Raw genomic sequence first — 22,893 nt, 5'->3', positions numbered from 1 at the left:
CGGTGCGCTCGCGACGGTTCGACGTCACCGCGCCACCCGCGCCGCCGCCGATGGCGCCGCCGATCACCGAGCCCGTGCTGCCGCCGAGCGCACCGCCGACCGCTGCGCCGGCTACCCCGCCGAGCGCGCCGCCAAGCGCGTTGTTCATGTCACCTGCCATGGCCGGCAGTGCAGTCGCGCCGGTCAACGCGGCGACGACGAGAGCGGGGGCGATTTTCTTCCACATTCCCGTATTCTTCCTTGTTCGCAATCTGGTTATTGAAGGTCCGCTCGGTACGACGATCTGAATCGATCGACGTCCGGTCAGGCATTGTGCCGAACCGCGGACCAATTCATTTCATTGAGCTTGCGGCGAAGAATAGCATCGGTCCCGCATCCTTGCCGTGGACATTCTGGTAACAAGTTGTTTACGAATAAGCGCGTCCGAGCGGCCGCGCCAAAATGCCCGCAAACCCGCGCCAGTATTGGCTTCGCCGAGGGTCCGGCGCGGCGGAACGACAGGCCGGCCATGTACGGCGTCGCACGTTTGCGACACACGTGGCAACACATCGGGAACGAATCGTGGGCGGCGCCCGAAACGGCGGCGGGGAAGAGATGAAGGGGGTCAGTACACGCCGGGCAGCAGACGCCAGGTCCGCGCGCAATACGCGTCGTATTCGGCGCCGAATTGCGCACGCAGCAGCGCCTCCTCGGAGCGGATGCGTGCGACGAGCGGCACCATCGTCAGCACGACCAGCAACAAGCCAACACCCGAGCGGAATGCCAGCGCCCACCCGACCGAATTGACGACCAGGCCAAGATAGCTCGGATTGCGGATGCGGCGGTAGATGCCGTCGGTCACGAGCGTATGGCCCGGCTGGATCGCGACGAGCCCGCTGAAGCGCTTGCCGAGCACGAATACGGGCCAGATACGCAGCACGCCGCCCGCGAGGTACAGCACGACGCCGATCCAGCGCACCGCATCGCCGCCGAACGTCCAGAAATCGAGCCGGTCGGTCAGCGCCGGCAGGTACGCGAGCAGGAATCCGCTCACGCCGAACGCCGCGAGCACCCAGCGGTTGTCTCGATTCTCGCGCTCGCCGCTGCTCAGGTTGCCTTCGGTGAACAGCGCGGCGACGGCCATCGCGAGCGTCGCGACGACGACGACGGTCAGCGGTGGATGCGAGAAGAAGGCCACGAACCCGCCGCTGCCGAGCACCGCGAGCCCGAGATAGACGAGCGTGGCGATGGCGGACGCGACTGCGACCTTGCGGGTGACTGTCATGGCGGCCTCACCGGAGTGCGGAATGCACTTTCCTGTGAAGTATAGGAAGCGCGCGCACGCCGTGCAGCGCACCGTCGTTATGCGGGACGCGAATCCGCTGGAGTCGTCAGGCGGACGCGGCGCGCCTGACCGATGCGGCCAGCACCTGCGCCCGGGGCCCGATCAGCGGATGCGGAAGTTGCCGCCGATCCCGACGCTGACGGGCGGCGCGTAATACGCCGGCGCATAGCCGTAGTAGGCCGGCGCGGGCGCGTAGCCGTACGGCGGCGCGACGTAGCAGCCGGACAGGCCGCCGATCAGGGCAAGCGTGATGAGAAGTCTGGTCATGGCTCGATTCCCGGCGCGAAAGACGAATGGCACCTCGCGAAAGCCGTGCTGCCGCGAAGGGCGGCGGCCGGCACGAAGAGGCGATCCGCCCTTCCTGTCGCTCGGTGAAGCAATGCGCGGAGTCTAGCGCCGGGGTGGCCGAGCCGAGTTTCGTCGGCGGTTACACGTGTTACCTCGCATGACCGCTGAAACAGGCGTTGGCACGGCGGCTGGCCGGTGCGCCATGCCGCGCCGTCGCCGCGTGCAATCGCCGCGTTACACGAAACGCGCGCGAATGCGCTGCGCAAGCGCTTCGAGCGTCGCCGCGTCGGCAATCTCGCGCGCATGCATCCGCAGCTCGGCGCCTTCCCAGCGCGGGATCACGTGGAAGTGCACATGCGGCACCGTCTGGCCGGCGGCCGCGCCGTTGAACTGGCCGATGAACACGCCGTCCGGCTCGAGCGCCGCGCGCACCGCGGCCGCCACACGCTGCGTCATGCGAATGCCGGCCGCCGCCGCGTCGCCGGACAACTCGAAGATCTGCGCGGCCGGCTCCTTCGGGATCACGAGCACGTGGCCGTCGGCCTGCGGCATCAGATCCATGATCGCGAGGGTCGCGTCGTCTTCCGCGACTTTCACGCACGGCAGTTCGCCGCGCAGGATCTTGGCGAACGGGTTGTTGTTGTCGTAGGACATGGCGTTTTCCGATAACGGTTGGACTGGGAGAGTGGGAAAGCGATGCCGGACGATTATCGGTCGACGGTGGGTCGGATTTCAACTTGTCAGGTCGCATAGCCCTTACGGCGAACAATGGCTGCCGGCTCGCCTGCAACATCGGTAACGGAATGGAATATCCGGCCGTCGCCGTCCGTTTATTTCGAGCGTGGGTTCACGCGGCAACAGCACGATCGCGAACCCGCGCCGGACACCCGTCGGCTGCGCAAGCCGGCAGCCGGGATGACTGCTCGCGATCATCAACCGGAGTCATGCCATGGACCCTCTCCCCTCCTGTCGTTCCCCCGCCGCGCCCGTCCTTGCGGTTGATCCACCGGTCGTCGCGCGCGTCCGGCGCACGCTTGCGCACTCGCTATGCCGCGCGGCATGCGGTGCCGGGCTGGTCGCGTTGTCGTCGGCTTTCGCATGGGCCGGCGGCAGCGACATCATCTTGCCGATTCCATCGTTCACCGCGTCGACCGTGCCCGCCAACGGCGACGTCAATCCGTACGGCATCGCGTTCGTGCCGCGCGGCGTGCCGAGCTGGAGCACGCTGAAACCCGGCGACGTCGTCGTGTCCAACTTCAATTCGGCGTCGAACACGCAAGGCACCGGCACGACGATCGTGAAGCTGTCGCCCGGCAAGACGCCGGCGGCCTTCTTCCAGGGCAGCAATCTCGGCCTGACGACCGCGCTCGTGGTGCTGCGCAGCGGCTTCGTGCTGGTCGGCAACGTCCCGGCACCGGACGGCAAGACCGTCGTGCCGCCGGGGTCGCTGCTCGTCATCGGCCCGCAAGGCAATCTCGTCACGCAACTCAGCAGTGCGGCGCTGCTCGACGGACCGTGGGACATGACCGTGATCGATCACGGCCAGCGCGTGACCGCGTTCGTGTCGAACGTGCTGAACGGGACGGTCTCGCGCATCGAACTCGCAATCGGCGACAATGGCGTCACGATGCTGCCGGGCTCGCGCGTCATCGCGTCGGGCTACGTGAATCGAACCGATCCCAGTGCACTCGTCGTCGGTCCGACCGGCCTCGCTTACGACCCGAACATCGACGTGCTGTACGTCGCCTCCACCGGCGACAACGCCGTGTTCGCGATCCAGAACGCGGCGTCGACGAATCGCAACGGGGGCGTCGGACGGATGATCTACTTCGACGCGGCGCACCTGCACGGCCCGCTCGCGCTGGCGCTCGCACCGAACGGCCATCTCGTGACCGCGAACGGCGACGCGGTCAACGCCGACCCTCAGCAGCCGAGCGAGATCGTCGAATTCACGGTGGACGGCCGCTTCGTCGCGCAGATGCAGGTCGACACCGTTGCAGGGGCAGCGTTCGGCCTGGCGTTCGGGCGCGGCAGCAAAGGCCAGCTGGAATTCGCAGCCGTCGACGACAACACGAATACCGCGACGGTCTGGACCCTGCGCTCCGACAACAACAACGCGCAGTAACGCGTCGCCTGGACGGGCCGCACGCGGCCCGTTCGCCCCAAACGATCGACACACACGAGTCACACACGCCGGGCACCTTGCGCGCTGTCGGCGCCGCCCGGCGTCGCACGCACCCGCGATTGCCACCGCCGGCCCGAACCTGCGACACTGCCGGTTCATGTTCTGCCTGCCGACAATCGAGGACGCTCGCGCATGACGATCCCCTTCAAGAAGCTGATCCTGCGCGGCGTCGCGCTCGCCGTCGTCGCCGCGGTCGGCTACACGGGCTATATGTTGTCGCGGCTCGCGCCGATCGCGACCGGCTATGCGGCGAAGGCGCTGTGTTCCGGCGTGTATGTGTCGGGCCGCCCGGCCGCGTCCGTGATCGACGTCGACATCATGGCCGGCGTGCATCCGCTGCTGAAACTGGTGCACCCGTCGATCGATCCCGACCATCATCGCGCGACGGCGACCTTCGCCGGCTTCGCCGAACGCGAAGCCGACTTCCGGCCCGGGCTCGGCTGCACGCTCGCGCTCGGGCCGTCGCCCGGCGCGTTGCCGGCCGTGCTGCCGCCCCTCCCCGATCCGCCGTCCACGCAGCCGCCACCGGCCACGCCGCCGGCCGGCATCGACGCGCAGAAGCTGCAGACCGCGCTCGACCGCGCGTTCGACGAGCCCGATCCGGCGCGGCCGCGGCGCACGCGCGCGGTCGTCGTGATGTGGCGCGGCCACGTGATCGCCGAACGCTATGCGCCCGGCTTCACCGCCGACACGCCGCTGCCCGGCTGGTCGATGACGAAGACCGTCACGGCCGCGCTGGTCGGCACGCTCGTCGCGCAGCACAAGCTGTCGCCCGATACGTCGGCGCTGCTGCCCGAATGGCGCGGCAGCGGCGATCCGCGCGCGGCCATCACGCTCGACGAGCTGCTGCGAATGACGAGCGGCTTGCAATTCAACGAGGACTACGACGACCCGCTGTCCGACGTCGCATTGATGCTGTACGCACAGCCCGATACCGCGCGGTTCGCGTCGGCGAAACCGCTCGCCGCGACACCCGGCACGCGGTGGTCCTACTCGAGCGGCACGAGCGCGATCCTCGCGCGCGTGATGCGCGACGCACTGGGCGGCAGCGACGGCGACTACCTTGCGTTACCGCGCCGCGCGCTGTTCGCGCCGCTCGGGATGCGCAGCGCGGTGTTCGAGCCCGATGCGTCCGGCACGCTCGTCAGTGCGTCGTACATGTATGCGAGCGCGCGCGACTGGGCGCGCTTCGGGCAGTTGCTGTTGCAGGACGGCGTGTGGGACGGGCAGCGGCTGTTGCCGGAAGGCTGGGTGCGCTACCTGACGCGCACGACGCCGCAGTCGGAGCGCCAGGAGTACGGCGCGCAGCTGTGGGTCAAGGTGCCGGAGCCGTTCAACGATCGCGATCCGCATGCGGTCGCGATGCCGGCCGACGCGTTTCATGCGGTCGGCCATGAAGGCCAGTTCGTCAGCGTGGTGCCGAGCCGGCAACTGGTGGTCGTGCGACTCGGGCTGTCGCGGCCGGAATCCGCGTGGAATCACGAGGCGTTTCTCGCGCGCGTGCTCGACGCGGTGCCCGCGCCCGGCGCGTGAAAACGAGCCCGCGGGCCCGTGCATGCCGGTCATGACGCGGGTGCGACGGCGATTGCCACGCCGCCGCACCGCGCACTACCGGCGCGGCATCACGGGTTCGCGCTGCCCGCGTATTTCTGGAAGCCTTCGCGCGTCGCGAGACGTTCGATATAGCGCTTCGCCGCCGGGAAATCCGGATGCTCGAACGGCGTGCCGAACCAGCGGTTCACCGACAGGCCGATCGGAATGTCCGCGAGCGTGAAACTGTTGCCGGCCACGTACGCGCCGGTCGCCTCGAGTTGCGCGTTCAGCACCTGCATGTGCTTCGTCCAGCCCGCGATCGACTGCGCGATGCCGGCCGGGTCCTGGTGATCGGGCGATTTGCGCACGAGGCCGAGGAACGCGCCGACCCACGAGCGGTTCAGGTCCGCGCCCTGCCAGTCGATCCATTGATCGACCCGCGCGCGCGCCTGCGGCTCGGCCGGATACAGCGCGTCGCCGCCATAGCGGTTCGCGAGGTAGCGGATGATCGTGTTCGATTCCCAGAGCACGAAATCGTCGTCCTTGATGACGGGCACGAGACCGTTCGGATTCAGCGCGAGATAGGCCGGATCGTTGGTCGTACGGAAGCCCGCGCCCCAGTCTTCCTGTTCGAACGGCAGGTTCAGCTCGGTGCACAGCCACAGCACCTTGCGGACGTTGATGGACGGGATCTTGCCGAGGATGTGCAGCATGCAGTCTCCTTGTGAGGTCGGATGCGGAGCGCCCGGGACGCAGGACAGGTCCCGAACGCGTTCACGCCGAGTTTATACGCGACTACGCGGCAAACGACAGGCCGTCCGCGGAAAATCCGCGTGCGGACGATTCGTCAGGTCACGCAGCGCATGCTCGGCCGTCGGGAACCGGAACATGAATCCGTCCTGATGCAGCCGCGCCGGCATCACGCGCTGCCCGTCCAGCAGCAGCTCGGCCATCTCGCCCATCGCGACGCGCAGCGGCGCGGCCGGCACGTGCAGCCAGGCCGGACGATGCAGCACCTTCGACACGACCTGCACGAACTCGCGCTGGGTCAGCGGCGCGGGCGCGACCGCGTTGTAGACGCCGTGCATGCCCGGGTTCGCCATCGCACGCGCGATGATCCGCAGCACGTCGTCCCGGTGGATCCAGCTCATCACCTGCGTGCCGTCGCCGAAGCGCCCGCCCATCCCGAAGTAGTGCGGCAACAGCATCGGGCGCAACGCGCCGCCGGGGCCGAACACGACACCCAGCCGTAGCACCACCGAACGAACGCCATGACGCTCGAGCGGTTGTGCAGATTGCTCCCACCGCCGGCACAGCTCGGACATGAAGCCGGTGCCGGCGCTGCTGCCTTCGTCGAGCCGCTGGTCGCCAGGGCGCACGCCGTAGTAACCGATCGCCGATGCCTGGATCCACGTGCGCGGCTTGACCTCGGCGGTCTCGACCCAGCGCATCAGCGATTCCGTGACGCCGACGCGGCTCGCGAGCAGCACCGCCTGCCGGCGCTTGCTCCAGCGCGCACCGAGCACCGGCGCGCCCGCGAGATTGATGACCGTGTCGAAACGCTCGTGCGGCTGCAGCTGTTCGACGGACGTGATGCTACGCACGCGGCCATGAAACTGATACGCCGCGCGCAGCGGATCACGCGCCAGCAACGTGACCGCATGCCCCGCATCGAGCAGCTGGTTCACGAGGGTTTCGCCGATGAAGCCGGTCCCGCCGGTGACGAGCACATTCCCCGGCGGCTGCCCCGCGAACGGATTGGCAACCGGCGCGCGTCGCGCGATCCGGCACGCCGCGATTCCGTCGCGAATTCCCGATACCGTCACGCCAACGGCAAAGAGGCTCAGCACCCAGCCGCGCCAGCCGAGATCGAGCGCCTGCAGCGCAGTCGGCTCCTGCGCCCACGCGGCCAGCTGCATCGCGATCATCCCGAACAGCGCACCACCGTTGACGGCCAGCAGCGTGTGCAGCACGCGCTCGGTCGCCGGCAACTTGCGGCTCTGGTCCTCGATGACGAAATCCCACAACGTCAGCACCACCTCGACGACAACCACCGCCGCGAGGGCTGCGACCCACGCGCCGTGAAAGGCGACGTTCGCGATCGATGCGAACACGAGACCGTAAAGCACGGAACGCACCGCGTGAATCGCCAGCTCGAGCCGCGCGCCCGGGCTGTGCGGCAGATCCTGCGTGAGTTCGTGGTGATAAAGCGTATCGAATGCGCCCATCGCACCCTGCACGATCAGCAGGTTGAGCGCCCAGTCGAAAGCGGGCAAGGTGTTCATACGGTGTCCTTCCTCCAAAGCCAGACAAGCGGCGGCACCATCGCGACGAGTGCCGCCGCGTCGATCGCCACATGGCCCGATACATGGGCCTGCAATGAAAACAGCATGTCCTGCGGCGCCCAGATCAACAGGCCGGCCAGCAGCCATCCCCACACTTCCCGTTTCTGCAACCTGTTGCCGAGATGCACGAGCGCCAGCATCCAGACCGACGCGCATTGCACCGTCGCGCCGATCAGCGACATCCACCAGATCTGCTGCGCACGCGCCGGTTCGGGTGCCGTTCCGGCCCAGAAATGCTGTTCGATGACGCGGTGATACGCATCGAGCCACGGCGCGCCGGCAACCCAAGGAACGGCAATGCCGACGAGCAGGTGTGCGATCGCGGCGCCATACATCCAGGTCACGACGTTGCGTCGCGCAGCGTCACCCGCCGGACGACCTGCCGTCGGTTCGGCGGCGCGACCGCTACCGTTACCGCACACCGCTCCGTCACACGGCGCTTCGGCGCGATAGCCGAGCCAGCGCGATACCGCATGCCGGTTGCGCGCGAAGCGGCGATACAGCGGCGCCAGCGCACGGCGCACGACCGGCACGCGAAGCAGCCGGACGAGCCAGCGGCGGCCGGTCAGCGCATGGGCGGCCAGGATGCTGTCCACGCCGGTCAGCATGCGTCCGTCAGGCAGGCGCGCGTGCAGCTCGCGATTCAGCGCAGGCAAGTCGACGCCCAGCGGCGCGGGATCGAAACCCGGCTCGGCGATATCGACGAAGGCCAGCCGGTGTCGCGTATCGCGGGCGCCGAGACGCTTGATCTCCGCCACGCATAACGGACATCGTCCGTCGAAGTACAGCACCAGTTCACTTGATTCCATGATTCGCATTCCTTCTTATTACCCGTCGCATGCTTCATGAATCGATCGACTGCTCTCCGCTGTGCCGCACCGCCGCTTCTGCGCAGCGGCGGCAACGCACTTACATCGGCTTGAGCACCATCAGGAAGTAGACGGTCAGCATCGCGAAGAACGCCGGATAGCCGAGCAGTTCCCAGCGCTTCGCGTAAAGCCAGTACCGCTCGGGCAGCGCGGCATCGCCATTCGCATGCGCGAGCTTCGCCATCGCGGCCAGTTCGACCTGCAGCCACACGACCGGCAGCCAGCACACGCCGGCGACCGCATACAGCACGATCGACGCGACGAGCCACGGCGTATCCCACGGCCAGCCGGCCGTGTGTGCGAGCCAGAGCCCCGATGCCGGCTGGAAGATCACGGCCGGCGTCGTGAACCACCAGTCCGCGCGCACCACGAGCCGCGACACGGCCGCGATCGCGGGCACCGAGCGCGTGCGGTTCGCGAAGAACAGGTAGAACGCGGTGCCGAACCCGGTGCCGACCAGCAGCACCGAGGACAGGATGTGAAGCGCCTTGATGACGAGATAGGTGTTCATGATTGTTCTTCTTCTGAAAAAAGGATCAACAGGATCGCGAGAATCGGCACGTTCTTGAGCACGGGACCGAACGGTTCGGCAAGCAGGCCCGGCATCGTGACCGCGATGACCGCCGAATACGCGACGATCAGCGCGGCTTGCGCGGCCCACAGGCGGCGCGACGGCGCAACGACGGTCGCGACGCCGAACGCGAAGTCCAGCGCGCTGGCCGCATAGAGCGCGATCCGCGCGGGCAGCCCCGTCAGGTGCGCAGGCGCGAGTAGCGCGAGGCTCGCATGCAGCGGATGGATGAACGCGCTGGCGATGGCCGTCCAGATCCACACGATCGCCAGCGCGCCCAGCAGCAGCGGACGACGCCACATCGCGAGCGCGTCGCGACGCAGCGCGGCGGCGTCCGCGCCGATGAAGCCGTCGATCCCGCGCGGCGGCCGGCCGAGCATCGCCGTGGCAGCGGCCGGATCGCCGGTGTTCCCGCCACGCAGCATCGTCCACGTGTCGCGCGTGAAGATCGCGCCCGGCAGCGTGCCGAGCAGCGCGGCCGCCACACCGGCCAGCGGGCCCGGCAATGCAATGCGAGCGGCCGGCGGAAACCCCAGCGCGGCGCGGTAGCGGGCCAGCATCTCGCGGTATTCGACTTCGTCGGTGCCGACCACGTCGATCACCGGGCAACCGGCCGCCGGCGCATCGACGCACCGCGCGACGACTTCGGCGAGATCGTCGACGTGCACGGGACGCAGCCGCTGATGGCCGCCCGCCGGCAGGACCTGCACCGGCAGGCTCGCGAGCATCCGGAAAAAGCGCGCCGACGCGCCGTCCGTGCCGTAGACGAGCGCGGGACGCACGATCCGGAAGTCGATCGGCAGCGTCTGCAGGAAACGGTCGGCCGCGGACTTGCTCGCGAAGTAGCGCGTATCGCCACGCTCGACGCCGAGCGCCGAGATCTGGATCACGCGCCGCACGCCGGCGCGGCAGCACGCGGTGAAGAGCGCGCACGGCGCGGCGCGATGTACGACGTCGAGCGTCGCGCCGTGCTGATCGGCAAGGATGCCGACCGCATTGATCACCACGTCGACGCCTTCCAGCCGCGCGAGCCACGCGTCCGGGTCGACGTCCTTCGCGAAGTCGATCGCGACGTCGGACGGGCCGCCCGCCTGACGCACGCCGCGCAGCACGCGATGGCCGCCGGCTTCGAGCTGCGCGCACAATGCCCGCCCGATGAAGCCGTTCGCACCGCACACGAGAACGGTCATGCTGCGCGCCCCGGTGCGGCCATGCGGGCGGGTCGACGGCAAGACGGTGTTCATTTTCATCCTTTATTTACAGTTATTTCTGTAAAGACAGAAATAACCACTCCAAAAAAAGCGGGCTGGCTGCCCGCACTGCGTGTCCTGCTTACTTCGACGGCTTGCGCCTGACCGTCTGGCTGATCTTCGCACCGATGCCGAGCGCCTTCATCAGCGTATCGGGCTTGAGCCGCAGCATCTCGTCCGACCAGGTCGTGAGCGTCTCGACGAACTGCAGCGTGTCGCGGATGCGCTGCTCGGTCTCGCGGCTCTCGTTCGCGATCTCGGGATTCGTCAGGCAGTCGCGCAGCACCGTGAGCGTCGGCTCGATCTCGCGCTGCCGCCGCCCTTCGACGATCAGCTTGAACAGTTCCCAGATGTCGGTCGACGTCTCGAAGTGGTCGCGGCGGTCGCCCAGCACGTGCACGACTTTCGCCAACCGCCACGCCTGAAGCTCCTTCAGGCTCGTGCTGACGTTGGAGCGTGCCACGTTGAGCGTCTCGGCGATCTCGTCGGCCGCGACCGGCCGGCCGGCCAGATAGAGCAGCGCGTGGATCTGCGAGACGGTGCGGTTGACGCCCCACCGCGAGCCCATTTCGCCCCAGTGGAGAATGAATCGTTCGGCAATCGGTGTGAGTTCCATGACGTGAAATTTAGGCATTTCAGTTATTTCTGTCAAGAGAGAAATAACCGGACGATCCGCCCGGTTCCGGCGGCGCCCGCCCGCGATCGGCCGCTTCCTTTACAATGCGCGGGATTTTCCCGAATTCAGGCCGTCCCAGCCTTTCTGACTAGAGGTTCCCATGATCATCAAACCGCGCGTGCGTGGCTTCATCTGCGTGACGACTCATCCGGTCGGCTGCGAAGCCAACGTCAAGGAACAGATCGACTACGTGACTTCGCACGGCCCGATCGCCAACGGCCCGAAAAAGGTGCTCGTGATCGGCGCGTCGACCGGCTACGGCCTCGCCGCCCGGATCTCGGCCGCCTTCGGCTCGGACGCGGACACGCTCGGCGTGTTCTTCGAGCGTGCCGGCAGCGAGACGAAGCCGGGCACGGCCGGCTGGTACAACAGCGCCGCGTTCGAGAAATTCGCCGCCGAAAAGGGGCGCTATGCGCGCAGCATCAACGGCGACGCATTCTCCGACAAGGTCAAGCAGGTCACGATCGACACCATCAAGCAGGATCTCGGCAAGGTCGATCTCGTCGTCTACAGCCTCGCGGCACCGCGCCGCACGCATCCGAAGACGGGCGAAACCATCAGCTCGACGCTCAAGCCGATCGGCAAGACGGTCACGTTCCGCGGCCTCGACACCGACAAGGAAGTGATCCGCGACGTCACGCTGGAACCGGCGACGCAGGAAGAGATCGACGGCACCGTCGCCGTGATGGGCGGCGAGGACTGGCAGATGTGGATCGACGCGCTCGATGAAGCCGGCGTGCTGGCCGACGGCGCGAAGACCACCGCGTTCACGTATCTCGGCGAGCAGATCACGCACGACATCTACTGGAACGGCTCGATCGGCGAAGCAAAGAAGGATCTCGACAAGAAAGTGCTGTCGATCCGCGACAAGCTGGCCGCGCACGGCGGCGACGCGCGCGTGTCGGTGCTGAAGGCGGTCGTCACGCAGGCCAGCTCGGCCATCCCGATGATGCCGCTGTACCTGTCGCTGCTGTTCAAGACGATGAAGGAAACCGGCACGCACGAAGGCTGCATCGAGCAGGTGTACGGCCTGTTCAAGGACAGCCTGTACGGCGCGACGCCGCACGTCGACGAAGAAGGCCGCCTGCGCGCGGACTACAAGGAACTCGATCCGCAAGTTCAGGCGAAGGTCGTCGCGCAGTGGAACCACGTGACGAACGAGAACCTGTACGAGCTGACCGACTTCACCGGCTACAAGACCGACTTCCTGCGGTTGTTCGGCTTCGAGATCGCCGGCGTCGACTACGACGCGGACGTGAACCCGGACGTGAAGATCCCGGGCATCATCGACACCACCGTCTGACGGTACGGCCCGCCCCCCCCACGCTGCCCGAGCAGCGCGGGGGCAGGTTCGAGATACCGGCGACGTCAACGTGGCGCCGGTTCTTCCAGATAAACGCCCGACGACAGCGTGGCCTTCACCTGCCGCGTGAATTCGTCGGTCGACACTTCTTCTTCCCCCGCCTCGATCGCTTCGTACGCCTGGCGCACGACGTCGGCCGGCGTCGCCTTCGGCACGTCGAGGCCGGCCGTCAGGTCGGTATCGATGAAACCGGCATGCAGCCCGACGACCTGCGTGTGCTGCTCGCGCAGCGAATGGCGCAGCCCGTTGGTCAACGCCCACGCAGCCGATTTCGACACGCCGTAGCCCGACAGGATCGGCCGGTTCACCCAGCTCGCGACGGACAGGATGTTCAGGATCGCGCCGCCGCCATGGCCGGCGAGGATGCCCGCGAACGCGCGCGACATCGCCAGCATCCCGAACACGTTGGTTTCGAAGTGATCGCGCAGCGCGTCGGGCGCGCCATCGTCCGTCAGGCTGCCGAGCCGCGCGATGCCCGCGTTGTTGATCAGCAGCGTGACGTCGCGGGCGGCATCGGCCGCCGCGGCGACGGCCGCCGGATCGGTCACGTCGAGCTTCACCGGCACGACACCCGGCAGCGTCACGGTGGCCGGATCGCGCGCCGCCGCATAGACCTTGCGCGCCCCTCTCGCGAGCGCCTGCTTCGCGAACTCGAGCCCAAGCCCGCGGTTCGCGCCCGTGATGAACACCACTGCACCTTCGATCTTCATGTTCGTTCCTTTCGCATGATGAATCGCATGCGCGCCGGCTCGCCGCGCGCGTGAGATCCGGTGGAAAACCAGCCTGCCCTTGCTTACCGAACCGTGGCGCCGCCGCCGACAGACGGCGAGCCGCCCGCTGCCCGTGACCCGGCGGCGCCCAAGACCCCGACCGATTGCCATCCGGTGTTCCGGCAGCGGCTTTGCACCCGCCGCCAAGTCGGCTACACTCGATGTCAATGTCGATCACCATCGTCTTTGCAGCGCATTGTGTTCCCGCCCTTCGGGCATGTCAATGGTGATCGCCATTGTGTTTTCCAATCGACGCGATCGACAAAATCAGGGAGGGATCGATGGGCGTGTCAAGACAGCAGGCTGCCGAGAACCGGAGCGCGATCGTCGCGGCCGCCGAGCGGCTGTTCCGCGCGCGCGGCGTCGACGCGGTGGGGCTCACGGAGTTGATGAAGGAAGCCGGCTTCACGCAGGGCGGCTTCTACAACCACTTCAAGTCGAAGGACGCGCTGGTCGCCGAGGTAATGGAAAAGGCGATGCAGGACCGCGCGGATTCGCCGAATGCCGGCAGTCTCGACGCGCAGGTGGCGTTGTATCTGTCGGCCGCGCATCGCGACAACGTCGAGGCCGGATGCCCGCTGTCCGGTTTCGCCGGCGATGCGCCGCGCCTGACCGATGCAGCGCGGGCGTGCTATGCGCGCGGCCTCGCCACGTATCTCGATCGGCTCGAACGGATGGTGGCCACGGAAGGCGCGACGCCGGCGCAGACGCGTCGCGATGCGGTCGCGGTCTTCAGCCAGATGGTCGGCGCGCTCGTGCTGTCGCGCGCGATCGCCGGCACCGATCCGGCGCTGGCCGACGAGATCCTCGCCGCCGGGCGGGAGACACTCACCACCGGGCGCAACGATCCGGGCGCGCCGGCGTAGCCGCGCCATGACGCCATGACGTGTCGGCCTGCGCTGTGTGTGGGTGGGTCGACGTGCGCGCCGACGTTTCGGCGTCTTGCCGCTCTATTCGACCGCGCGTGCGGCATCCCACAGCGGCTGTGCACCGCGCGCCGCATTCCAGGCGGCAAAACGCGTGCGCCACGCTTCGAACGGCTCCGCCAGCGGGTGGCGCGGATCGTCGCTGAGCGAATACGCCATCCCTTCGATCAGCCAGCGCGGCCTGGTCGCGACGGCCAGGTTGCCGAGCACTTCGGCCTGCCGGTGATGGATCAGCTCGTGCGCGAGAAAATAGGTCTGCCAGCCGCGCGGTGCGACGACCACGCCGAAATTCCCGAGCGTCAGCGCCGCGCGCTGGCCGAGGCCGAACGCATCGGCGCACGCCCGCGTCGAGCAGAACACGACGCGCGGCGCCGCCTGGAATGCACCGACGGCCGCCGCCGCGCGCGCATAGCCGTCGCGATAGAGCTGCTGCGCGTCGCCGAGCTTCGCGGCATCGTCCGTGCAGATATCGGCGCTCGGACACGACACACCGGGGACCAGCGCGGGCGCGACGACGCGCAACGGCTTGACGAGCGCATACGCGGCAATCGGCAGCGCGACGAGCAGGCCCGTGAGGGCAAAAGCGACATGGGAGCGTTTCATCGGGGCGGTGGTTCCGGGGCGTTCTCGTTCTGCTGAAGTCTTCCTGCGTGAATATATCGGACCGGCGACGTCTGCGGCCTGGCTTGATTCGCGGCCGGCGCCCGACCGCCAGCCTGCGCTCGTCGCGATCAGGGAGACGTTCCGGCGCTTGCCATTGCGATCTGCCGTTTCGTCGAAAGACAAACCTTTTGCGACCTGATAGCCGGCATGGCCCTGAGCCTCGCCAGCCGGCGGCGGATGAGAGAAGCGCCAGCCATCCGACGGCCGAACCCCGCCGCACACGGCTGAAACGAGCCTTGCCAATCAGGCAACATGCCCCGTGCTGGCCTCGCCGGCACCTGTCATCCGGCGGCTCCAGCGCAGACCCAGCCACAAAAGCGCGACACTGCACACGAACAGGAGCGCCTCGACCAGCACGGTATCGACATGCCAGTACCGCGTCAGCAGCACGACGGCGAGGTCGAGCAGGAAATGAAACGCGATCGCATACGCGAGCCAGCGCTTCGTGCCACGGACAAACGTCTGCAGCACGATCAGCGACAGCCCCACATGCGCGGCCATGGCACTCGCGCGCTCGAACAGCGCGAGAAACGGCCACGCGAGTGTCATGCCCGAGAACTGCGACCCGATCAGCGACTGCGCACCTTCAGGCACCACGACGCCCGCTCGCGCGAGCAGGTAGCCGGTTCCGAGCGCGATGAATCCGACGCCGACCAGCAGCATCGCTTCCAGTCCGCCGTGCCCGAGCCCGAGCATCACGGCCGTCGGCGCATCATGTCGCTTCGGCAGCAGATACCGGAAAGCGACCCAGCGCCCGCACTCCTCGAAAAGCCCGGCCGTCAGCGCCGCGAACACGAGCATCGGCAGGTGCCAGCGGGGATCGTGCCCGAGCCAGTGGAACGACGGCACCTGCCACGACAGGCGCAGCACCGGCTGGAACACGAAAAAGGTCAGCATGCCGTAGGAAAACACCCGCAACGGCACCTGCGTGCGGCGCCGCCACGCGGTCGCGAGCAACACCGGCGCGATCAGCGCCACGACACCCGCTGCGAGTGTGAGACACAGGAGCGCCGGGGCGACGCGATGCATGACGAATGCCGTTACGCGAGTTGCTTGTGGAAATACGTCGTCGCGCAAAGCGTGCCGTCGGGCATCAGCGCGTAGTTCGGCACGACACCGACACGCTGCCAGCCGGCCCGCTCGTACAGCCGCTCGGCGTCGCCGCCCGTCACGGTATCGAGCACGAGCACGGTCTTGCCCGCGTCGCGCGCGGCCGCATCGGCCGCCGCCATCAGCCGAGCGGCAATCCCCTGCCGGCGCGCACGCCGCGACACGAGCATCTTCGAGATATCGGCGCGATGCGGCTGGTTCTCGGGCTGCGCGGTCACGACCTGCACGGTGCCGACGATCCGGCCGGCCGCGTCCTCGGCAACGAGCAGGATGCGCTCGCCGTTCGCGACGCCGTCGGCGACATTCGTCCAGAACGCGATGGCGGTCGGCCGCTCGATCGGCAACATGAAGCTGACGGACGCGCCGCCCTCGACGCAATCGATCAGCACGTCGGCCAGTGCTTCGACACAGCGCTTCGCTTCGCCCGCGTCGACGCGGCGGACGGTCACGGATTCGGTCATGCCAACTCCGGTAGTCAGTTGGGCCGCACACGCGGGTTCGGCGTGCGTCCGGATGGGAAGGAACACCGGCCGTCCGTCGCGGCTCGCGCAACGGCGGCAGGCGCTCGGCAACGCCGCACCGGGTCGGCGCGTGTTACCGCCCCATCATCCTACGCGACGAAAATTTCCGTTGCATCGCCGTTCGCCTCTCCTATACTTAGCCGCATGGCTAACTTTCAACCCGGCATCAGCGACGTTTTCCACGCTCTCGCCGATCCGACGCGCTGCGCGATCGTCAGCGCGCTCGGCCACGGCGAACGGACCGTCTCCGCGCTGGCCGAGCCGTTCGACATGGCGCTGCCGTCGTTCATGAAGCACGTCGCCGTGCTCGAGCGCAGCGGTCTCGTCCAGACCCGGAAAGCCGGCCGCTCGCGCACCTGCACGCTGGTCGGCAGCCGGCTGACCGAAGCCGAGGCATGGCTCGCCGCGCAGCGCGCGCTGTGGGAAGCCCGATCCGATCGTCTCGTCGATTTCGTCGAACGCCGTCACCAGGAGGAGCACGATGTCAGCAAGCCCCGTCGCCCCCGTTGAAGCCCACGATCTCGTCATCACGCGCACGCTGCGTGCGCCGCGCCACGCGCTGTGGCGTGCATGGACCGACCCCGAACTGCTGAAGGAATGGTGGTGCCCGAAACCGTGGACCACCGAAGTGCGCGCGTTCGACCTGCGGCCTGGTGGCGCCTTCCACACAACCATGCGCGGCCCCGATGGCGGCACCAGCGACAACCCCGGCTGCTTCCTCGACATCGTGCCGGAATCGCGCATCGCGTTCACGTCGATGCTCACGGGCGGCTGGCGGCCGCAGACACCGTGGATGGGCTTCACCGCGATCATCACGATGGCCGACGACGATGCGGGCAGCCGCTACGAGGCGCGCGTGATGCATCCGGACGCCGCCACGCGCGAGCGCCACGAAGCGCTCGGCTTCTTCGAGGGCTGGAACACCTGCATCACGCAGCTCGACGCGTTCGCGGCCGCGCTGCGCTGAGCCGACCGCGGCCGCATGTGCGGTCATTGCATGCCGCCTCGCGCGCGCCTAGGATTCCTGAAGGAAGCCTGACGACACGCCGGCCGCCGGCGTGCACCGTCGCGCGCGCTCCGCGGGAGGCAACATGTTGCACACGCACACGCATTCGACCCGGGTCAGCCGGCACCTGAACGCCCCGCGCGGCCGCGTCTACCGCGCGCTCCTCGATCCCCACGCGGTCGAACAATGGAAGGTGCCCGACGGCATGACGTGCCGCGTGCATGCGTACGACACCCGCGAAGGCGGTGCGCTGCGGGTATCGCTGAGCTATGACGCGCCGTCGGCCGGCACCGGCAAGACCACACCGCGCACCGATACCTATCACGGCCGCTTCGTCACGCTCGTGCCGGACGAGCAGATCGTCGAGATCGACGTGTTCGAGACCGACGACCCGATGCTGCGCGGCGCAATGACGATCACGATCACGCTGTCCGACGAAGCGGGTGGCACACGCGTGGACGCCGTGCACGACGGGGTGCCGCCCGGCGTCCCGGCCGCCGACAACGAGACCGGCTGGCGGATGGCGCTGGCGCGGCTCGCGGCGCTGGTGGAGGCCGGGTGAGCAAGGGCCGGGCCCGCCGCGGCGCGCGTCAGCCGAGCCGGTAAGCGTGCGTGACCGTGCCGCGGAACAGCGCGTCGCGCTCGTCCGGGCTCGCCTGCGCGGTCAGCCGCTTGAACGCATTCCAGCCGTTCACGAACGAATACGAGCCCTTGTCGACCGGGAAATTGCTCTCGAACATGCAACGCCCGGGGCCGAACGCGTCGATGCAGGTCATCATCCACGGCTTCCACGTGTCGGCGAGCTGCGCGGAAGACGGCGGCCGCTCGCCCTTCTCGAAATCGAAACCGTTGATGCGCATCCCGAGGCCGCCGACCTTCACGTACACGTTCGGCAGTTGCGCGAGCGTGCGCATCGACGCCGACCAGCGCTCGAACACCTCCGGCCGCCTGTCGGCATAACTGGCGATCCGCACAACACCGCCGCAGTGATTGACGATGACGCGCGTATCGGGGTTCGCCTTCGCCAGCTCGAACAGTTCGGGCAACTGCGGAAAGAACAGCCACGCGTCATACGAAAGCCCGAGCGGCGCGAGCTGCGCGACGCCCGCCCGGTACGCGGGATCGAGCAGCAGCCCGCGCGGCACCGCCGACAGCGGATTGGCGAGCGTCGGATCGGCGTCCCATGTCGTCAGGTGACGAACCCCGCGGAAGCGCCCACGACCGGCTTCGAGATGCGCTTCGAGCACCTCGCGCACGCGTTCGCCGAGACGCAGGTCCGCATGGCCGACGATGCCTTTCGCGACCGCCACCGGGCCGTGCTGCAGCGGCTCGGTCACGCCCGCGACGTAGGCCGTCTCGCCCACCGGTTTCAGTTCGGCAGGCCCCGAATCGCGATAGCGCGTCTGCGCCTGCATGTAGACGGACGCCTGGATGTTGTGGCCCGAGCGCGCATCCCGCAGATAGTCGTCGAGCAGGTAGATCCAGCCCGGCCGTTCATAGAAATGATGATGCGCGTCGACGATCGGCAGGTCGGGCTCGAGCGCGGGTTCGAGCGCCGACGCGAGCCAGTCGGGGCGGACCGCGAGATAGTTGCTTTGCGTCGTCATGCGGGAAACTCCTTCCTGGGTGGCTGCGCGCGTCCCGGTGAACGCGGGCAGCGCGAGCGATGCGGCGGCCGCGCCGAGCAGCCGGCGTCGCTTGATCGACATCGTCGTATCCATGTCATTCGCTCCGGTCGAACGCATAAAGCGACAGCGTGAGCAGCGTCGTGATCGCCAGCACGATCGCGAGGCCCAGCATGCCGGCGGTAAAGGTGCCGAAGCTGTCCTTCAGGTAGCCGACGAGATACGGGCCCGCGAAGCCGCCGAGCGCGCCGATCGAGTTGATCAGCGCGAGCCCGCCGGCCGCGGCCTGGCCGGACAGGAAGCACGAGGGCAGCGTGTAGAAGATCGTGCGGCCGGCGATCGTGCCGATCAGCGCGAGCGTGATGCCGACGAGTGCCGGCCCGAGCGTCAGGAAGTGCGTCGACACGCCGAGCGCCACCGCGCCGATGAACAGTCCGATCGCCAGGTTCGCGACCGGGCCGCCGCGCCGGTCCACGCGCTTCGCCCACCACAGCAGCGCGATGGTCGCGAAGAAGTACGGCACCGCGGACAGCCAGCCCGTCTGCATCGTCGACATGCCGTGCGCCTTCAGCATCTGCGGCAGCCAGATGCCGATCCCGTAGGAACCCATCGTGAAGCCGAACGAGATCAGCGCGAGCAGGTACACGCGCACGTCGCGCAGCGCGACGCCGAAGCGCTTCTTGCGGCCGGCGGCCGCGCCGTCGCGCTCGAACGCACGCTGCAGCGCCGCACGCTCGTCGTCGGACAGCCACGCGGCATGCGCCGGCGAATCGGACAGCAGCTTCAGCACGAGAAAACCGAGCGCGCACGCCGGCAGCCCTTCGACGATGAACATCCATTTCCATCCGGCAAGCCCGAGCGCACCGTCGAGCTGCAGCAGCCATGTCGACAACGGACCGCCGATCAGCGACGACAGCGGCGTCGACACGGTGAACCACGCCAGCACGCGCGTGCGGTAGCTCGCCGGAAACCACACGGCGAGGAAGAAGATCACGCCCGGAAAGAATCCGGCTTCGCCGATGCCGAGCAGCAACCGGATCGCATAGAAGCTGGTCGGCCCGGTCGCCAGCGCGGTCGCAGCCGCCATCAGCCCCCACGTGATCATGATGCGGGCGAGCCAGCGCCGCGCGCCGAAGCGGTACAGCGCGAGATTGCTCGGCACCTCGAACACGCAGTAGCCGGCGAACATGATCCCCGCGCCCCAGCCGAACTGCGTCGCGGTCAGCCCGAGATCGCGGTTCATCGTGAGCGCCGCGAACCCGACGCTCGTGCGGTCCAGGTAGTTGAAGAAGTACGCGAGCGCGAGCAGCGGAATGAAGCGCCACGCGGCCTTGCGCACGGCCCGTTGCTCGATCGACGCGTCGGTGTCGCGATCGTCGGCCAGTGCCGGGGAAGCGGATGTCATGGTTGTCTCCGTGGATGGGGCGGCCGCGCCCGTGCGTGGCACGGCCGGGACGCCTTTGTTCGTTCGGTGGATCTCGGCCGCGCTACGCGCTCGCCAGTTCGTTCGGTGACGGCGCGCTGCCTGGCGCAGCATCGTCTGCGCCATGCTGCCCCGCGACGACACCGGCTTCGATCAGCGCACGCGCGTCGTCCGGCGTATAGCCGAGCTCGCCGAGCAGCGCGCGCGTGTCCTGGCCGAGTGCGGGCGGTGCCGTCCGCAGCCGCAGGCGTTCGCCGGCAAGCGTCAGCGGCAACAGCGCGGTGCGCGTGTCGACCGGCCGCCCGGCGCTGCTCGCGTCGGCCGGCAGCGTCACGGCCTCGAGGCCGCCCGTGGCGAGCAGGTGCGGGTCGTCGAACAGGTCCTGCGGTTTCGTGATCGGCGCGTACGGCAGGCCGTTCGATTCGAAGATCGCGCCGATCTCCGCGGCCGAATGCGGCGCGAGCCGCGCGCGCAATTCGGGCAGCAGCCACTCGCGCGCCTGCACGCGCAGGTTGTTGGTCGCGAGGCGCGGATCGTCCTTCAGCGCAGCCAGGCCGAATGCGTCGCAGAACAGCGCCCACTGCGTGTCCGATACGACCGCGAGAAAGACCTGTTCGTCATCCTTCACTGAAAACACGTCGTAGACGGCCCACGCGGAAATCCGGCTCGGCATCGGCGATGCGGCCTGCCCGGTCACCGCGAACTGCATCATGTGCTGCGCGACGAGGAACACGTTGTTCTCGAACAGCGAGCTCTGCACCTGCTGGCCGCGGCCGGTGCGTTCGCGCTGCGCGAGCGCGGCCATCGCGCCGATCGCGCCGAACATGCCGCCCATGATGTCGTTCACGCTCGCGCCCGCGCGCAGCGGCCGCCCTTCCGGGCCCGTCATGTACGCGAGGCCGCCCATCATCTGCACGACCTCGTCGAGCGCGGTGCGATGCTCGTACGGCCCCGGCAGGAAGCCCTTGTGCGACACGTACACGAGGCGCGGATTCAGCGAATGCAGCGCCGGATAGCCGAGGCCGATCCGGTCCATCGTGCCGCTCTTGAAGTTCTCGCTGAAGACGTCCGCCGTCGCGACGAGCCGCAGCACGATCTCCAGCCCGCGCGGATCCTTCACGTCGACGGCAAGGCTCCTCTTGTTGCGGTTGAACATGCCGAAGAAGCCCGCGCCGGAACCGCGCAGCGCGCGCGTGCTGTCGCCCGCGATCGGTTCGATCTTGATGACCTCCGCGCCGAGATCCGCGAGCAGCATCCCGCAGGTCGGGCCCATCACCATGTGCGTCATCTCGATCACGCGCGTGCCTGCGTACGGCAGCGCCGAAGCCGGTTGATGGTCGTTCATTGCGCGACTCCCGTCAGGCATCCTTCCGGTTGCACCGCGGTCGGAGAGCGGCCGTCCGCGTAACGAAAGCCCTTCGGCAACCCGGCGTCCGGCACATGGCCGTACAACGCCTCGGCCGGCAGCGCCGCGCGCAGGATCGCGCGCGCGGCGAGCAGCGCGTCGACGTCGATACCCGTGTCGAATCCCATCGACTCGAGCAGGAACACGAGATCCTCGGTGACGATGTTGCCGGTCGCGCCCGGCGCATACGGACAACCGCCGAGGCCGCCCTGGCTCGCGTCGATCGTCGTCACGCCCGCGTCGAGCGCCGCGACGACGTTCGCGAGCCCCTGCCCGCGTGTGTTGTGGAAATGCGCGCCACCGGCCTTGTCGCCGACTTCGCGCTGCAGGCGCGCGAACAGCCGGCGCACCTGCGCCGGATTCGCATAGCCGCTCGTATCGGACAGCCCGATCTCGTCGACGCCGCATTCGGCCATCGCCACTGCCATCGCGATCGTCTCGTCGTCGCTGACGGCGCCCGCGATCGTGCAGCCGAACGCGACCGACACGCCCGCCTCGATCTGCACCGACGGAAACCGTGCGTCGCGCAACGCGACGATCGCACGCACCTCGTCGATCATCTGCGCGGGCGTCTTGCGGATGTTCGCCAGCGAATGCGCTTCCGTCACCGAGACCGGCAGCGTCAGCTTGTGCACGCCGGCCTCGAATGCGCCCTCGGCGCCGCGCAGGTTCGGCGCGAGCGCGGCGACGTGCAGCCCGGGAATCGCCAGCGCATGCGCGACGACTTCGCGCACATCGGCCATCTGCGGCAGCAGCCTGGCCGGCACGAACGACCCGACCTCGATTTCGCGCAGGCCGGCCGCGGCCAGCGCGGTGATCCAGCGCAGCTTGCCGGCCGTCGGCATCACGGCCTGGATGCTCTGCAGGCCGTCGCGCGGCCCGACCTCGCTGACCAGCACCTTCGGATATTCGGAAACGCTCATTTGACACTCCATTGTTCTATCTGAAAGAACATCGTTCTGCTTGATAGAACTCTATGCGCGCACCAAATGGACTGTAAGCGGGGTATACCCGGGAAATTGCGCTTTTTGGAACTTGAG

The 22,893-nt window shown here is 68.1% G+C and carries 25 protein-coding genes; 7 read left to right on the top strand and 18 right to left on the bottom strand.

The window, feature by feature from the left end; genetic code table 11:
• The 4 genes from F3J15_RS25935 to F3J15_RS25920 form a co-directional block, all read right to left on the bottom strand.
• Positions 1 to 226: glycine zipper domain-containing protein (locus F3J15_RS25935; RefSeq protein WP_345891965.1), on the bottom strand; the 226-nt coding region annotated here is incomplete at its 3' end.
• 378 nt (positions 227 to 604) lie between these two features.
• Positions 605 to 1,264, bottom strand: a complete 660-nt coding sequence (locus tag F3J15_RS25930) for an isoprenylcysteine carboxylmethyltransferase family protein (RefSeq protein ID WP_166894881.1) — start codon at positions 1,262 to 1,264, stop codon at positions 605 to 607.
• A gap of 162 nt (positions 1,265 to 1,426) precedes the next feature.
• Positions 1,427 to 1,591, bottom strand: a complete 165-nt coding sequence (locus tag F3J15_RS25925) for a hypothetical protein (protein ID WP_011353821.1) — start codon at positions 1,589 to 1,591, stop codon at positions 1,427 to 1,429.
• A 255-nt stretch (positions 1,592 to 1,846) separates the two neighbouring features.
• The gene (locus tag F3J15_RS25920) at positions 1,847 to 2,266 is read right to left on the bottom strand and encodes an HIT domain-containing protein (RefSeq protein WP_043181059.1); all 420 of its coding nucleotides are present in this window, start codon (positions 2,264 to 2,266) and stop codon (positions 1,847 to 1,849) included.
• Positions 2,267 to 2,561: 295 nt separating this feature from the next.
• Here F3J15_RS25920 and F3J15_RS25915 point away from each other — a divergent pair, with 295 nt between their 5' ends.
• On the top strand, positions 2,562 to 3,737 hold the full coding sequence (locus F3J15_RS25915) for a hypothetical protein (protein ID WP_205190975.1): 1,176 nt from the start codon (positions 2,562 to 2,564) through the stop codon (positions 3,735 to 3,737).
• 192 nt (positions 3,738 to 3,929) lie between these two features.
• Complete coding sequence (locus F3J15_RS25910; protein WP_166894879.1) at positions 3,930 to 5,330, top strand: serine hydrolase; 1,401 nt, start codon at positions 3,930 to 3,932, stop codon at positions 5,328 to 5,330.
• Positions 5,331 to 5,419: 89 nt separating this feature from the next.
• Here the strand turns inward: F3J15_RS25910 and F3J15_RS25905 are convergent, their stop codons facing one another.
• The 6 genes from F3J15_RS25905 to F3J15_RS25880 form a co-directional block, all read right to left on the bottom strand.
• Positions 5,420 to 6,043 carry a glutathione S-transferase gene (locus F3J15_RS25905; protein WP_069252645.1) on the bottom strand — a complete coding sequence of 208 codons (624 nt, stop codon included), beginning with the start codon at positions 6,041 to 6,043 and terminating at the stop codon, positions 5,420 to 5,422.
• 72 nt (positions 6,044 to 6,115) lie between these two features.
• A complete protein-coding gene (locus F3J15_RS25900) occupies positions 6,116 to 7,615 on the bottom strand; it encodes a TIGR01777 family oxidoreductase (protein ID WP_166894877.1) in 1,500 nt (499 codons plus the stop codon).
• Positions 7,612 to 8,484 (bottom strand): DUF393 domain-containing protein, encoded by an 873-nt coding sequence (locus F3J15_RS25895; protein WP_166894875.1) that lies wholly within the window; start codon positions 8,482 to 8,484, stop codon positions 7,612 to 7,614. Before F3J15_RS25895 ends, F3J15_RS25900 begins: the two co-directional genes overlap by 4 nt.
• A gap of 100 nt (positions 8,485 to 8,584) precedes the next feature.
• Positions 8,585 to 9,055, bottom strand: a complete 471-nt coding sequence (locus F3J15_RS25890; protein ID WP_166894873.1) for a DUF2269 domain-containing protein — start codon at positions 9,053 to 9,055, stop codon at positions 8,585 to 8,587.
• Positions 9,052 to 10,359 carry an SDR family oxidoreductase gene (locus tag F3J15_RS25885; protein ID WP_166894871.1) on the bottom strand — a complete coding sequence of 436 codons (1,308 nt, stop codon included), beginning with the start codon at positions 10,357 to 10,359 and terminating at the stop codon, positions 9,052 to 9,054. Before F3J15_RS25885 ends, F3J15_RS25890 begins: the two co-directional genes overlap by 4 nt.
• Positions 10,360 to 10,447: 88 nt before the next feature.
• Positions 10,448 to 10,981 carry a MarR family transcriptional regulator gene (locus F3J15_RS25880; RefSeq protein ID WP_006480371.1) on the bottom strand — a complete coding sequence of 178 codons (534 nt, stop codon included), beginning with the start codon at positions 10,979 to 10,981 and terminating at the stop codon, positions 10,448 to 10,450.
• A gap of 160 nt (positions 10,982 to 11,141) precedes the next feature.
• On the opposite strand from F3J15_RS25880, the gene fabV reads away from it, so the two are divergent.
• Positions 11,142 to 12,344, top strand: coding sequence for an enoyl-ACP reductase FabV (gene fabV / locus F3J15_RS25875; protein WP_069252649.1), 1,203 nt, complete (start codon positions 11,142 to 11,144; stop codon positions 12,342 to 12,344).
• 65 nt (positions 12,345 to 12,409) lie between these two features.
• Here the strand turns inward: fabV and F3J15_RS25870 are convergent, their stop codons facing one another.
• Positions 12,410 to 13,114 (bottom strand): SDR family oxidoreductase, encoded by a 705-nt coding sequence (locus F3J15_RS25870; protein ID WP_047851292.1) that lies wholly within the window; start codon positions 13,112 to 13,114, stop codon positions 12,410 to 12,412.
• Positions 13,115 to 13,455: 341 nt separating this feature from the next.
• Between F3J15_RS25870 and F3J15_RS25865 the strand changes: the two genes are divergently transcribed.
• A complete protein-coding gene (locus tag F3J15_RS25865) occupies positions 13,456 to 14,040 on the top strand; it encodes a TetR/AcrR family transcriptional regulator (protein WP_166894869.1) in 585 nt (194 codons plus the stop codon).
• A gap of 84 nt (positions 14,041 to 14,124) precedes the next feature.
• Here F3J15_RS25865 and F3J15_RS25860 read toward each other — a convergent pair whose 3' ends face one another.
• The 3 genes from F3J15_RS25860 to F3J15_RS25850 form a co-directional block, all read right to left on the bottom strand.
• Complete coding sequence (locus F3J15_RS25860) at positions 14,125 to 14,703, bottom strand: hypothetical protein (protein WP_069252651.1); 579 nt, start codon at positions 14,701 to 14,703, stop codon at positions 14,125 to 14,127.
• A 303-nt stretch (positions 14,704 to 15,006) separates the two neighbouring features.
• A complete protein-coding gene (locus F3J15_RS25855; RefSeq protein WP_166894867.1) occupies positions 15,007 to 15,792 on the bottom strand; it encodes a YhfC family glutamic-type intramembrane protease in 786 nt (261 codons plus the stop codon).
• An 11-nt stretch (positions 15,793 to 15,803) separates the two neighbouring features.
• Entirely contained in the window at positions 15,804 to 16,334 is a 531-nt protein-coding gene (locus F3J15_RS25850) for a GNAT family N-acetyltransferase (protein ID WP_166894865.1), read from the bottom strand.
• A gap of 204 nt (positions 16,335 to 16,538) precedes the next feature.
• On the opposite strand from F3J15_RS25850, the gene F3J15_RS25845 reads away from it, so the two are divergent.
• From F3J15_RS25845 to F3J15_RS25835, 3 genes are all read left to right on the top strand, one after another.
• Entirely contained in the window at positions 16,539 to 16,904 is a 366-nt protein-coding gene (locus F3J15_RS25845) for a metalloregulator ArsR/SmtB family transcription factor (RefSeq protein WP_166894863.1), read from the top strand.
• The gene (locus F3J15_RS25840; RefSeq protein WP_166894861.1) at positions 16,876 to 17,361 is read left to right on the top strand and encodes an SRPBCC family protein; all 486 of its coding nucleotides are present in this window, start codon (positions 16,876 to 16,878) and stop codon (positions 17,359 to 17,361) included. Before F3J15_RS25845 ends, F3J15_RS25840 begins: the two co-directional genes overlap by 29 nt.
• A 124-nt stretch (positions 17,362 to 17,485) precedes the next feature.
• A complete protein-coding gene (locus tag F3J15_RS25835; RefSeq protein ID WP_166894859.1) occupies positions 17,486 to 17,962 on the top strand; it encodes an SRPBCC family protein in 477 nt (158 codons plus the stop codon).
• Positions 17,963 to 17,990: 28 nt separating this feature from the next.
• Here the strand turns inward: F3J15_RS25835 and F3J15_RS25830 are convergent, their stop codons facing one another.
• From F3J15_RS25830 to F3J15_RS25815, 4 genes are all read right to left on the bottom strand, one after another.
• A complete protein-coding gene (locus tag F3J15_RS25830) occupies positions 17,991 to 19,121 on the bottom strand; it encodes an amidohydrolase family protein (protein ID WP_166894857.1) in 1,131 nt (376 codons plus the stop codon).
• 1 nt (position 19,122) lies between these two features.
• Positions 19,123 to 20,430 (bottom strand): MFS transporter, encoded by a 1,308-nt coding sequence (locus F3J15_RS25825; RefSeq protein WP_166894854.1) that lies wholly within the window; start codon positions 20,428 to 20,430, stop codon positions 19,123 to 19,125.
• A gap of 82 nt (positions 20,431 to 20,512) precedes the next feature.
• The gene (locus F3J15_RS25820) at positions 20,513 to 21,793 is read right to left on the bottom strand and encodes a CaiB/BaiF CoA-transferase family protein (protein ID WP_166894852.1); all 1,281 of its coding nucleotides are present in this window, start codon (positions 21,791 to 21,793) and stop codon (positions 20,513 to 20,515) included.
• A complete protein-coding gene (locus tag F3J15_RS25815; RefSeq protein WP_166894850.1) occupies positions 21,790 to 22,776 on the bottom strand; it encodes a hydroxymethylglutaryl-CoA lyase in 987 nt (328 codons plus the stop codon). Before F3J15_RS25815 ends, F3J15_RS25820 begins: the two co-directional genes overlap by 4 nt.
• Positions 22,777 to 22,893: the final 117 nt, after the last annotated feature.

It is taken from the genome of Burkholderia sp. Ap-955 (assembly GCF_011753045.1).
Lineage (GTDB): Bacteria > Pseudomonadota > Gammaproteobacteria > Burkholderiales > Burkholderiaceae > Burkholderia > Burkholderia lata_D.
Note: the sequence above shows the minus strand (reverse complement) of the source record. Positions and strands in the feature narration are given on the sequence as shown.